Raw genomic sequence first — 12,918 nt, 5'->3', positions numbered from 1 at the left:
CCGTTGCCGATGCTGTCCCGTTCCTTCCGCGACCGATGGCGCCCGTCGATCAGCTTGGTGATCGCCCTCGTGCTCGGCATCATGCTGCTGGTCCCGCTTGCCGGGATCGTCTTTTTTCGGGTTTACGAAAATCAGCTGGTCGAAACCACCGAGGCCGAACTGATCGCCCAATCCGCGGCGATCGCAGCCACGGCGGCCCAATTGCTGGTTCTGCAAGACGCGGACAACCTGAATTTCGAAACCGAATTGCCCGCTGCCGGACCTCTTGCCAAGCAGCGTGGGCTCCTTTCCTCCGACTATTCGCGGCAGCTCAAAGGAAAAGGGGAATGGACGCCTCAGCTTCCGGAACTTGATCTTAACAAGACAGCGGTTCTTCCGGCGCGGCCCGATCCTCTGCCTGGCGAAACGCCGCCCCACCCGGCCTACCTGTTGGTAGGGTCTCAGCTTGACCCTATCCTCAAGGACACCCAGAAGCTCACGCTGGCCGGTTTCAGGGTGCTCGATACCAATGGCCTTGTCATCGCCGGACGCGACGAGACAGGGCTTTCGCTCGCCCATATCGACGAAGTGCAGATGGCACTCGCTGGCCGCTATGCAAGTGTTCTGCGCGAACGCGTCGTCAACAACCCGCAACCGATTTATTCGATCAGCCGCGGCACGAGCGTTCGGGTATTTGTCGCCATGCCCATCATCGTCGGCAACCATGTGGCCGGCGTTGTTTACACCTCACGCACACCAAGCAACATCCTGAAAGAAATGTTTCTGAAGCGGGAAACCGTCTTCTGGGTGCTTGCGTTCGTTCTGAGCGCGACGGTCATCGTCGGCATCATCTTCTCACGCGGCATCTCCGGACCGATCAAGGCTCTAACCGAGCGCTCGCTCAAGATCGGACGCGGCGACCGGGAGGCGCTAAAACCGCTCTCCATCCACGGCAACAGGGAGATCCACGCGCTTTCCAGCAGCATGCTGGACACATCGCGCAAGCTGTTCGAACGCAACGACTATATCAACACCTTCGCCAATCATGTTACCCACGAGCTGAAGTCTCCCCTCACCGCGATTCAGGGCGCGGCGGAACTGTTGCAGGACGGTGGCGATGAGCTGAGTGAAGCGGAGCGGGCAAAATTCCTGAAGAACATCCTGACCGACACGGACCGGGCATCTCGGCTCCTGAACCGCTTGCGCGATCTTGCCCGTGCCGACAGCGTTGAGATCGGCGGCAGCTGCCGGCTGTCCACGGTTCTCGGCGAAATCCGCGGCCGCTTTGAGGGCGTCGACATCGGCCAGTCCGGTGACTGCGACCTGCCGCTCTCTCCGGAGAACGCGCGTATCGTCTTTGAAAACATGATCGACAACTCCGCAAGGCACGGCGCGGACGCGGTCAGCTTCGATCCCCAACAGTCGGAAACGGCGCTGACGCTGAGGGTCTCCGACAACGGAGACGGCATTTCACCTGGCAACCGGGATCAGGTATTCGATCTCTTTTTTACAACGCGCCGAGCAAACGGTGGAACCGGCATGGGGCTCGGCATCATTAGGGCGCTCCTGCGAGCGCATCAAGCCACGATCGAACTCCTGCCGCAGGAGCGTGGTGCCTGTTTCGTGATCCGGTTTCCAGTCACGCGAAGTTGACGCGAATTCGAATTCGTTTCCTTAATCTTAAACACGTCGGTTATGCGTTGTTTAACTTGGCTTTCGTAGTGTGTGCCCGGGTAATTTGGGGTAGACATGATGCAGCAGCCGCGCCAGCCGTCACTTTCCGCAAACGAGAGCGGTCGCATTGGAGTAACAGTTCCGGTCCTGCAACTTTTTGCCGGAACGCTCTTTTTGAGCGCGTTTCTGCTCTTTTCCGTCCAGCCGTTTTTTTCGAAACTGGTCTTGCCAAAGCTCGGTGGATCACCCGGCGTCTGGTCTGTCGCCATGGTGTTTTTCCAGACTGTCCTGCTTCTGGGCTACGCCTATGCGCATCTGCTGACGCGCTACCTTCAGACAAAGCATGCCATCCTGGTCCACACCCTGGTCCTGCTGACCGCGTGCCTGTTCCTGCCGCTCGGAATTGCCCGGGGCTGGGACACGCCACCGGCCGCTTACCAGGAAATCTGGCTTCTGGGGCTGTTCGCCGTTTCTGTCGGCCTGCCTTTCTTTGCCGTTTCCGCCAACGCTCCGCTGCTTCAGGCGTGGTTCACACAAACCGGCCACAAGCATGCGTCCGACCCCTATTTTCTTTACGGTGCCAGCAATATCGGCAGCTTTGCGTCGCTCTATCTCTACATCCTGGTGCTTGAGCCCTCGCTGACGCTCGGGTCACAGTCGCTGTTCTGGACCATCGGTTACTTTGCGCTCGTGATCGGAATTCTGCTTTGCGCGGCGACAATCTTCCGGCAACCGCAAGAGGCGCATATCAAGTCCGGCGCTGCCGAAAAGACCGAAAGTTCTCCTTCGTCCGCACAGGTCATCACTGCGCGGCAGATTGTCACCTATCTCGCCCTGGCAGCGGTTCCTTCCGCGCTGACGATCGCCCTGACAGCGCATATCGCAGTCGACATCGCGTCTGCGCCGTTCATGTGGGTCGTGCCCCTGTCGCTCTTCCTGCTGACCTTTGTCATCGTCTTCAAGAGCAAGCCGCTGATATCTGTCGACTTCCTGTCGAATATCCTGCCCTTCATGGCAATCATCGCCGCAGCCGTGATCTTCATGCCCAAGTTCCTGCCTCTGGTGTTCGGGCTTGGCGCTAATCTGCTGATCTATTTCATTACGGTGCTGTTCTGCCACGCAAGGCTTTATCAGCTGCGTCCACATGCGAGCCAATTGACCGCGTTTTACCTCTGGATGTCTGTCGGAGGGGTCCTCGGCGGCATTTTTGCCGGGCTCATCGCGCCCAACGTTTTCAGCTGGGTCGCCGAGTATCCGATGCTGATGCTGATTGCGCTCTTCCTGCTGCCCCTGAAAAACGGTGCAACATCGAAATCGGTCTTCAAAACCGTGTTGTTCGGCGTGGCACTTTTGTGTGTCTTCTGGCTGTCGGCGGCCCGAGGCTGGCTTCCGAGTGTTGAAGGCAAGGAAGTCGTTGTTCTTTCGATCCTCGGCCTCATCACGCTTGCCGCGATTGTTCAGCTCAAATGGCAGCCTGTCTCCCATGTCCTGCTGGTCCTGACAGCCCCGCTAGTGCTTCTCCTGCAGCTCGACCCGAACGTCGTTCATATGGAACGGTCGTTTTTCGGCGTGATCAAGGTCAAGGACACCGATGACGGGTCTCACCGCAGAATGGTCCATGGAACAACCGTCCATGGCAGCATCGACATGAGCGCCTTCGATGCCGAGACCGGCAAGGGATCTCCCGTTCCGCTGGCCTATTACCATGAGACGGGTGAGATGGCGGATACGCTGCGTGCTGCTCGCGAGGGCGCAGGCGGACCGCTGGGGCAGATCGGCATCGTCGGCCTTGGAACCGGCAGCTTCCTGTGCCACAGACAGGACGGCGAAACCTGGACAGTGTATGAGATCGACAAAGCGGTTATCGATGTCGCCTCCAATCCGGCCTACTTCCGTTTCATCTCCGATTGCGGACCGGAAACCAGAATGGTGCTCGGAGATGCCCGGCTCACTCTCGAAGCAGAACCGGACCGGAAATTCGATTATCTGCTGATCGATGCGTTTTCATCCGACTCCATTCCGGTGCACCTGATGACACGTGAGGCGATCGACCTCTTCTTCTCAAAGCTCAGTGCAGACGGGGTGCTGGCCCTTCACATTTCGAACCGCTACCTGGAGCTTGCCAGCGTTCTTGCGGCCATTGCCGAAACCGATGGATATGTTATCCGCTTTGCCAAGCGCGGAACGACCAAGGGCGAAGAAAGACCGGACCAGGTGTTCGAATCGGATGTCGTGGTTCTTGCGCGGGATGAGGCCGACCTCGGAACGATCCTTGAAAACCCCAGATGGCAGACTGTCAGCGCGGGTCAGACCACGCCCTGGACGGACGATTATTCGAACATCGTCGGAGCAATCGTTCGTCACGAGTTCGGCGACAAGTAAAGAGTTCGAGAGACAGTTCCCTCTCGAACCCTTACGTCTCGTTCACGACCGCCAGCACCGACGCTTTCAGGGCGGAAAGCTGCCGATCCAGCTGCTCTTCGTCCTTGGCCGAGTGTTTCACACCCAGGGCCGCGTTCTGCACGAATTCAGCGTAGTTTTCGACACTCTGGCCTTGTCTCTCGAGCGTATTGGCGTAAGGCCCAAGGACTTCTGCAACCAACGCCGCCTTCTTCCGGTTCAGAATTTTCACTTCTGCTTCAGTCCCGGTCGTCGCTCCCTTGATAACGTCGTCCGCATCCGGTGCCGCCCGAATGATCCTGTAGGGTTCGCGTATGGTTTGTTCAAAGAAAACTTCGATCTTATCGTCAAGCGTTTGAGCGCTCTGCCACCCTTCACGCGTCTTTGCGATGATCGCTTCGCCCCAGTGACCGACAACGGCGCGCAGGAGTGCGTCCTTCGACGGGAACACCGTATAAAGCGTCTGCCGAACAAGACCAGCTTCCTCGGCGACGTCGTTCATGGTCGCCCGCTTGATGCCGTAGCGCGAAAAGACGCGCATCGCCGCTTCGAGAATCTTTTCGTTTTTCGTCGTCATATCTTTCGTATTGACAAATCGTGTCCATTTGTCAATAACAAGACAAACAGACATGATTTGTCGTATTGAATACTTCTATGATCGGCACGAGCGTGCAACAACCGGATTGAGTGAAGCTCAATGACGCTTCCGGACACGACGCCAGCAAATGACAGGAACTGCCAGCATGAAACTCAAGATTGACGGCCAGGTTCGCGAGGTGGATGTCGAGCCAGACATGCCTCTTCTTTGGGTTCTGAGGGATGAGCTTGATATCAAGGGGGTCAAATACGGCTGCGGCGTCGCGGCTTGCGGTGCCTGCACCGTCCACCTCGACGGAGTTGCCGTCCGCTCCTGTCAGACATTTGCCGAAGATGTCGGCGATGCAGAAATCACCACCATCCACGGGCTTGGCACGCCAGATACGTTGCATGCGGTCCAGAAAGCCTGGATCGACCATCAGGTTGCACAATGCGGTTATTGCCAGTCCGGCCAGATCATGCAGGCAGCAAGCCTTCTTGCCGAGAACCCCAACCCGACGGACGAGGAGATCGCCGAGGCGATGTCCGGGAACCTGTGCCGCTGTGGCACATTCCCGCGCATTCGAGATGCCATCAAGACCGCTTCCGGCGAGCTGAGAGGAGCCTGAAACGATGGGCAAGGTTATGAAATATACCCGCCGCGCGTTTCTCGTCGGCGCCGTGGCCGTCGCCGGCGGTGTTGCCTTCGGCTACTACCAGGTCCGGAAACCCCATGCCAATCCGCTGCTTGACGACGTGTCGGACGGTGAGGCCGTGTTCAATCCCTGGGTCAAGATCGATGGGGACGGCATCACGCTGATCACGCCCCATGTCGACCTCGGCCAGGGCGCCGTCTCCATGCAGGCTGCCCTCATCGCCGAGGAACTGGACGTCGACTTCGGACAGTTCAATACGGACTACGGCAAGCCGAGCGCCGCCTACTACAACCAGGCGGTGACGCAGGAAATGGCGCCGTTCATGTCAACTGACGAAAAATTCCAAGCGGAAGCCATGCGGACGGTTCTCGGCACCGTTGCCAAACTCATGGGCATGCAGGTGACCGGCGGCTCGAGCACGGTTCCCGATAGTTACGAAAAACTGCGCCGCGCCGGGGCCGTTGCAAGAGAAACGCTCAAGCTTGCCGCGTCGAAGAAATCCGGTGTTCCGGTCAGTCAGCTCAAAACCGAAAAGGGTTCGGTGATCCTGCCGGACGGCACCGCGCTCGCCTATACCCAGCTCGCCGCAGACGCAGCTGGCCTGGAGCCTGTCAATGACGTCACCCTGCGCGATCCGCAAGACTGGCGCATGCTCGGTAAATCGATGGACCGTATCGACATCGTCGCCAAATCGACGGGTACGCAGGTCTACGGCATAGACCTGGAAATTCCGGGCATGGTGCATGCAACGGTGATCACCAATCCGTACAAGGGCGGCTCCGTGAACACGTATGACGCCAGCGAAGCGGAAAAAATGCGCGGCGTGAAAAAGGTCGTGCCGGTGACCGGCGGGATCGCGGTGATTGCCGACAACACCTGGCGCGCCATTCAGGCAGCCCGCATGGTTGAAATCGATTGGGCCGACGGCGCCTATCCGCCAGAAATGGCCGGGCACTGGAAGATCCTGGAAGACTCCTTTACCGAAGACCGCCTCGATTCCAAATGGCGCGACGACGGCGATGTCGACGCCAACCTCGGCGATCAGCCGATCCAGGCTGAATACAGGGTTCCCTATGTAGCCCATGCGCCGCTGGAACCGCTGTGTGCAATCGTTAAGGTAGACGAGACCTCGGCGGAGGTCTGGGCATCGACCCAAATGCCGCGTTTCGTTCAGAACAACGTCGCCAGGATCACCGGCCTGGAGCCGGACCAGGTGACGATCAACAATCAGTATTCAGGCGGCAGCTTCGGTCACCGCGGCGAAGACGAGAACATCAAGCGCACCACCGAAGTGGCCATGAGCCTGAAGGGGACACCGGTCAAGCTCACCTATTCACGCGAAGAGGACTTCGCGCAGGACTATCCGCGCCAGATCTCCATGGCCCGCATGCAGGGTGCCGTGAAAGACGGCAAGGTAGAGACGATAGACATCAGTGTCTCCGCACCGTCAACGACGACGTCGCAGATGGGCCGTCAATTCTTGGATCGTCCGGGCATGGCGGACGGGCAGATTGCCGCGGGCGCCTGGAACATGCCGATGGCCATCCCGAATTTCCGCATGACCGCCTATCAGGCGCCACATAACGAATTGGCTCCGACAAGCGCCTGGCGTTCGGTCGGCGCATCTTCCAACGGCTTCTTTGCCGAATCCTTCCTGGATGAGCTGATCGCAGAAGCCGGGGCCGATCCGCTGGAGGAACGGCTCCGCCTGGTGAACGACGACATCGCCCGCAAGGTGCTTGAGGCCGTCGGGGACATGTCGGGCTGGGGCGGCGATCTCGGTGCGAAGCGGGGACGCGGGCTTGCGCTCGTCAATTCCTTTGGCGTTCCAGTTGCCGAAGTGGTTGAAGTCACCGACACGGAAAACGGTATCCGGATCGACAAGGTCTTTGTCGCGGCCGATGTCGGACGTGTGCTCGACCCGATTGCCTTCGACAATCAGGTCAAGGGTGGCGTGATCTGGGGCCTCGGTCACGCGATGAACTGTGAAATCACCTATTCCGAAGGCCGTGCGCAACAGGAAAACTACTGGGATCACGAGGGCATGCGGTTCAACCAGTGTCCGGAAATTGAAGTTCGCGGACTGGAAAATTCCGAGAAGATCCGTGGCATCGGCGAACCGCCGGTTCCGCCGGCAGCACCGGCCCTTGCGAATGCGATTTTCGCGGCGACGGGAACCCGCCTGCGCGAAATGCCTTTCAACAAAACGGTCACCTTTGCCTGAGGCCTGCACCCACTGCAGGCCCTAAGGCAACAAGGCGCGGCCGCCATTTCCTATGGCCGGGTTAGGACATTATGCGACGCCACTTCGCTCGGCTGTCAGTCCAGCCAGCGTGACGACGGTTCTTTGCAACAGCTCAGTCTGTCACCCCGGACGCAGCGCGGCGGAGATCCGGGGCCTAATCATTCGCAGAGCGGACATTGGGAATTAAAGTACTGCGTCGACCGAACAGACCCTTTCGGCAAACTGAACGGCGAATGGGCCCCGGCTCGGCGCTGCCGCTTGGCCGGGGTGACACAGTGCCCTCGAAACAACAAAACCCCGCCGCTGTTTCCAGCGGCGGGGTTTTGTTTTCAGATCTCAGCGGAACAAGACGGAACGCAATCGTCTCGTCCCACCGCGTCCTTATTCGGCAGCGACGGCCACGTCCCGGAACGAACGGCGCGCCCATGGGCGGGTGCCGACCGGGATTTCGTCGACCGTACCGACGGGCTGCAGGTACTTTGTGACTTCCGGCCATTCGCCGGCCTTGAGCGCCTTCAGCACTTCCGGTTTGGAAATCTCGAAAGAGGAAACGCCGCAGCGGCGGGCCAGCGGCACCTGGTCGAGAATGTATTTGCCGGACGCGCGGATATCGCCTTCATAACCGACATGCTCACGCAGGATGCGGGCGGCGGAAAATCCGCGGCCGTCGGCAAAACTTGGAAAATCCACGGCGACAAAGGCCAGCTTGTCGAGGTAGGGAACGATCTGTTCGACATCGTCGCCGGCTTCAACCAGAACCGCCGTCAGATCCTCGCGCCCGACATAGTCTTCAGCGTCTTCCAGAAACAGTGCCTGCGACACAAGCAGGTTGCCATCGACAGCAGCCCCGGTCTCAGCCTCAGCCCGTGTCCATGTTTCTTCGACGAATTCGCCGTCCTTGTAGATCGTAGTCATTCTTTTGCGTCCTCAAGTGTCAGTTACCGGCAGCGGATCAGATACCGCTGCCGTCGATTTCCTTGCCATGTGTCGGCCAATGAATGCCGCATTCGGTCTTGTCCTGTCCGCGCCAGCGGCCTGCGCGCGCGTCTTCACCAGGTGCCACTTTGCTGGTGCACGGCAAACAGCCGATCGAGGGATACCCCTGTGAAACCAATGGATGCGGCGGCAGATTGTGGGAGCGTGCATAGTCCAGCACTTCGGCGGCAGACCAGTCCGCCAGTGGATTGACCTTCACACGGCCTGCGTCGATCTCGAAATGTTCAAGACCGGTCCGCGTCGAACTCTGGTGGCGCTTGCGGCCGGAAATCCAGGCTTCAAACCCCTTCAGCGCCCGTTCCAGCGGTACGACCTTGCGGATGTTGCAGCAGGCATCGGTGTCGGACATCCAGAGCATGCCCGCCGGATCTTCCTTCGCCAGATCTTCGTTCAACGGCTTGAAGGTGCGAACGTCGGTCAGGCCGAGTTTTTCGATCAACTCGTCCCGATAAAGCAGGGTTGCCGGAAAGAGCTTCACCGTGTCGATGAAAAGCACCGGTGTCGACGGATCGATCTGGGCAACCATGTGCAGGAGCACGGCTGAATCGGCGCCGAAACTCGAAACCATGGCGATATCACCGGCGAACTGATGCCGGATCGCGCCCATCAGGATTTCCTGCGCGGACAGATCCTCGTACTGGGCATTCAGCGCAGCCACTTCCGCCTGCAGTCCCAGCTCCGGATCAACGCCCAGGCTGAAGGTTTCATGCAGCGCCATAAAGGGCCTCCTTGAACGGCGCCTCCCCGACCCGGCGATAGGCTTCCAGGAAGGTTTCCTCGTTGCCGGACCTGAGGCCGAGGTAGGTGTCGACCAGCGTCTCGATGGCATCGACAACTTCTTCCGAAGAAAAGCCGCGGCCGACGATCTCGCCGATTGATGCGTTCTCGTTGGCCGATCCACCGAGCGTCACCTGATAGAATTCCTCGCCCTTCTTCTCCAGGCCGAGAATGCCGATGTGACCGACATGGTGGTGTCCGCAGGCATTGATGCAGCCGGAAATCTTGATCTTCAGTTCGCCAATCTCTGCCTGGCGGCCGGCGGTGCCGAAACGCTCGGAGATGCGCTGCGCAACCGGGATCGAGCGTGCCGTCGCCAGGGCGCAGTAATCCATGCCCGGGCAGGCGATGATGTCCGTGATCAGACCGGCATTCCCTTCCGCGATTTCTGCTGCGACCAGCTTGCCAAACAGGGCAGGAAGATCCTCCAGCTTGACATGCGGCAGGATGACATTCTGCTCGTGGCTAATGCGAAGCTCGTCATGGCCGAACTGTTCGGCCAAGTCTGCGATGACGTCCATCTGGGCGTCCGACGCATCCCCCGGAATGCCGCCGATCGGCTTCATGGAAAGCGTCACGGAGGTGTAGCCCGGCACCCGGTGCGGGTTCAGGTTATGCGCGAGGAACTGCGCGAATGCGGCGTCCTTTTCACGGCGTGCTTCGACAGCTTCGGAGGTGACCGGACCCACTTCGAGCGGAGGCGGGGCGAAGTAGGCTTCGATGCGGCGAACTTCCTCGTCGGGAAGACGCAGAACACCGTAGCGGATCTTCTCGAATTCCGCCTCAATGTCCGCCTTCAGTTCTTCAAGGCCGGTTTCGTGCACCAGGATCTTGATGCGGGCCTTATACTTGTTGTCGCGGCGGCCGTAGCGGTTGTAAACGCGCAGGATCGCTTCCGAATAAGCCAGAAGATCTTCTTCGGGAAGGAAATCGCGTACTTTCCGGCCGATCATCGGCGTGCGGCCCAAACCACCGCCGACGTAAACGACAAATCCGATCTCGCCGTCATCATTTCGCGTCAGCTGCAAGCCGATGTCGTGAACCTGAACCGCGGCGCGATCGTTCGGCGCGCCGGTGATGGCGATCTTGAACTTGCGCGGCAAGAACGAAAATTCCGGGTGAAGCGATGACCACTGACGCAGGATCTCGGCATAGGGCCTTGGATCGGCAACCTCGTCGGCTGCGGCACCAGCGAAATGGTCGGCGGTCACGTTGCGGATACAGTTGCCGGAGGTCTGGATGGCATGCATCTCGACTTCGGCCAGCTCTTCCAGGATCTTTGGCGTGTCTTCCAGCTTCGGCCAGTTGAACTGGATGTTCTGGCGCGTGGTGAAGTGACCATAGCCCTTGTCGTATGTGCGCGCGATATGCGCAAGCTTGCGCATCTGGCGGCCATTCAGCGTGCCGTAGGGAATGGCAACACGCAGCATGTAAGCATGGAGCTGGAGATAAAGGCCGTTCATCAGGCGCAGCGGCTTGAATTCGTCTTCAGACAGCTCACCGGCCAACCGGCGGCGGACCTGGTCCTTGAACTGCTCGGTGCGCTGAGTGACAAAGCTGGCGTCAAATTCGTCGTAGCGGTACATCTCTTGTCTCTCCTAGCGGGCGCTGCCGTTTATGCGTCTTTCCGGCGCTGCCCTTCCCTTCTTCTGATCAGGCCGATACAGCCCGTGCCTGTTTGCCAAATTGCGGATGTGTGGTCGGTCCAGCCGCCCGGATCCGTTCGCGCAGGCGGACCGGAACGATCACGCCCTCTTCCAGCGTCACGTCCATCTCGTAGACACCGACGACTTCCTGGTTCTTCTCCGCCTGCTGTCCGATGGCCAGGCCCGAGTCCACGTCGTCCTTGCCGTCGAACACCTTCGCCAGCGTCACCCGTTCGACCCAGGCTGCGTTTTCGCCGAGCCAGACAACGTCGCCATTCAGCAGGCGGTTGGCGGTGATGACTTTCATTTCGATTTCTCTCTTCTTGTCAGGCGACCGCGGCGCGGGCTGCCTCGAAGGGCGCCAGCGGCTCGGCCTTATCCAGGGCGGCATGACCAACGGCCTCGCCAATGACGATGAGCACCGGACCGTCAATCTCCGAACGGTTCGACAGAACCGCGAGTTCGGAAAGCGTTCCGGCGAAAAGGCGTTCGCCCGTGTGGGCGGCGTTTTCAACGACCGCGACAGGTGTTTCAGGCTTCAGCCCGGCACCGATCATCCGGTCAGCAACGGCAGCGGCAACCGTGCGGCCCATATAGACGGCGACGGTCGCCCCTTTGAGCGCGAGCCCTGCCCAGTCGGGCAACGTTTCGGATTTGGCATTGTGCCCGGTTGCAAACACAAGGTTGGAGGCCACTCCGCGCAGAGTAAGCGGGATCTGGGCCGAGGCGGCCGCGGCAAAGGCTGCTGTGACACCGGGGACAATCTCAAATCCGATTCCGCCAGCGCGAAGCGCCTCCATTTCCTCTGCGGCCCGGCCAAAGATCATCGGATCCCCGGCTTTCAGGCGCACAACTTTCAAGCCCTTCGCGCCGAGCTCAACCAGAAGCTCGCAAATCTCGGCCTGCGGTACGGAATGGGCGCCCTTGCGCTTTCCGACCGAGATGCGCTCCGCGTCGCGGCGGCCCATTGCAACGACACTTGCAGGCACCAATGCATCGTGGACAATGACATCGGCTTCCTGCAAAAGACGCTGCGCTCTCAAGGTCAAAAGATCTTCCGCGCCAGGGCCCGCGCCAACCAGCCAGACGAAGCCCGGCTCATCTGCCATGCCGTTCAACAGTCTTTGCGCCTCTATACGCGCGACATCGTTTTTGCCGGCATAAAGATTGGCCGCAACAGATCCGGAAAAGAACCGGGCCCAGAAATTGCGGCGAAGCGCGCCGTCGGTGATCACCTTGGCTGCGGCGTCGCGAAAACTTTCGGCAAGGCGTGCCAGTTCACCCGTTGCGCGCGGCAACATTGCCTCAACGCGCGCCCGGATGTGACGCGACAGCACCGGTCCCACACCCGTTGACGTCACAGCAACGGCGATCGGCGCTCTGTTGACGAGCGCACCGGAATAAAAGTCGCAGAGTTCGGGTTTGTCGACAGCGTTCACCGGAACGCCCATGATCCTGGCAGCGTCGACGACGGCCTTGTCGAGGTCCCAGTCCTCGCGCGCGGAGAACACTAGCGCTGCATTTGTCAGATGCGCAGGCCTGAACTCTTCCTGGATATGTTCGGCTTCGAACAGGTCGATGGCCTTTTGAAGATCGGCATCGACGTTTTTGGAGATCACAACAATCTCGGCATTGGTTTCACCCAGCAGGCGCACCTTTGCAGCTGCCTCGCTGCTATGGCCGACGACCAGAACACGCCGGCCCGCAACCTTCATGAACGCGGGGAACACATCCAGCCGGTCTTCGGGCCTTTTCAACGTCTTCACAATGTCGCCGCGGCGGCTTGCCATCTTCAAGGGTCTCCAGTCCCAGTGTGATGGCTTAAATGTAATTTGCCGCCCCTCGAAGTGCCGGGCACCGGTTTTCAAAGCTCGGCCCAGAAGAGGAATAGTTTTTTCCCATGACGGTGTTTGGCCGATTCCGGTTCCAGCGCGGATCTCAAGCCAAGCCTGTTTTGTTGATGCCGCAG

General features: G+C 59.6%; 10 protein-coding genes. 4 read left to right on the top strand and 6 right to left on the bottom strand.

The window, feature by feature from the left end:
- Window positions 1-9 precede the first annotated feature (9 nt).
- Together RBB47_RS21950 and RBB47_RS21945 are read left to right on the top strand one after the other, a co-directional pair.
- Window positions 10-1,632 carry an ATP-binding protein gene (locus RBB47_RS21950; RefSeq protein WP_305988029.1) on the top strand — a complete coding sequence of 541 codons (1,623 nt, stop codon included), beginning with the start codon at window positions 10-12 and terminating at the stop codon, window positions 1,630-1,632.
- Window positions 1,633-1,728: 96 nt separating this feature from the next.
- A complete protein-coding gene (locus RBB47_RS21945; RefSeq protein WP_305988028.1) occupies window positions 1,729-4,035 on the top strand; it encodes a fused MFS/spermidine synthase in 2,307 nt (768 codons plus the stop codon).
- A 31-nt stretch (window positions 4,036-4,066) separates the two neighbouring features.
- Here the strand turns inward: RBB47_RS21945 and RBB47_RS21940 are convergent, their stop codons facing one another.
- The gene (locus tag RBB47_RS21940; RefSeq protein ID WP_305988027.1) at window positions 4,067-4,630 is read right to left on the bottom strand and encodes a TetR/AcrR family transcriptional regulator; all 564 of its coding nucleotides are present in this window, start codon (window positions 4,628-4,630) and stop codon (window positions 4,067-4,069) included.
- A 166-nt stretch (window positions 4,631-4,796) separates the two neighbouring features.
- On the opposite strand from RBB47_RS21940, the gene RBB47_RS21935 reads away from it, so the two are divergent.
- Together RBB47_RS21935 and RBB47_RS21930 are read left to right on the top strand one after the other, a co-directional pair.
- Window positions 4,797-5,258, top strand: a complete 462-nt coding sequence (locus RBB47_RS21935) for a (2Fe-2S)-binding protein (RefSeq protein ID WP_305988026.1) — start codon at window positions 4,797-4,799, stop codon at window positions 5,256-5,258.
- Between the two features lie 4 nt (window positions 5,259-5,262).
- A complete protein-coding gene (locus tag RBB47_RS21930) occupies window positions 5,263-7,509 on the top strand; it encodes a xanthine dehydrogenase family protein molybdopterin-binding subunit (RefSeq protein WP_305988025.1) in 2,247 nt (748 codons plus the stop codon).
- Between the two features lie 402 nt (window positions 7,510-7,911).
- Here RBB47_RS21930 and RBB47_RS21925 read toward each other — a convergent pair whose 3' ends face one another.
- From RBB47_RS21925 to cysG, 5 genes are all read right to left on the bottom strand, one after another.
- Window positions 7,912-8,445 carry a DUF934 domain-containing protein gene (locus RBB47_RS21925; protein ID WP_305988024.1) on the bottom strand — a complete coding sequence of 178 codons (534 nt, stop codon included), beginning with the start codon at window positions 8,443-8,445 and terminating at the stop codon, window positions 7,912-7,914.
- Between the two features lie 37 nt (window positions 8,446-8,482).
- On the bottom strand, window positions 8,483-9,244 hold the full coding sequence (locus RBB47_RS21920; protein ID WP_305988023.1) for a phosphoadenylyl-sulfate reductase: 762 nt from the start codon (window positions 9,242-9,244) through the stop codon (window positions 8,483-8,485).
- Window positions 9,231-10,889, bottom strand: a complete 1,659-nt coding sequence (locus RBB47_RS21915) for a nitrite/sulfite reductase (RefSeq protein WP_305988022.1) — start codon at window positions 10,887-10,889, stop codon at window positions 9,231-9,233. Before RBB47_RS21915 ends, RBB47_RS21920 begins: the two co-directional genes overlap by 14 nt.
- Before the next feature lie 67 nt (window positions 10,890-10,956).
- Window positions 10,957-11,256 carry a DUF2849 domain-containing protein gene (locus RBB47_RS21910; protein WP_305988021.1) on the bottom strand — a complete coding sequence of 100 codons (300 nt, stop codon included), beginning with the start codon at window positions 11,254-11,256 and terminating at the stop codon, window positions 10,957-10,959.
- 19 nt (window positions 11,257-11,275) lie between these two features.
- Window positions 11,276-12,739 carry a siroheme synthase CysG gene (gene cysG, locus RBB47_RS21905; RefSeq protein ID WP_305988020.1) on the bottom strand — a complete coding sequence of 488 codons (1,464 nt, stop codon included), beginning with the start codon at window positions 12,737-12,739 and terminating at the stop codon, window positions 11,276-11,278.
- Between the last annotated feature and the right edge of the window lie 179 nt (window positions 12,740-12,918).

This window comes from Roseibium sp. MMSF_3544 (genome assembly GCF_030732845.1).
GTDB lineage: Bacteria > Pseudomonadota > Alphaproteobacteria > Rhizobiales > Stappiaceae > Roseibium.
This window is presented reverse-complemented; position numbering and strand designations above follow the sequence as displayed.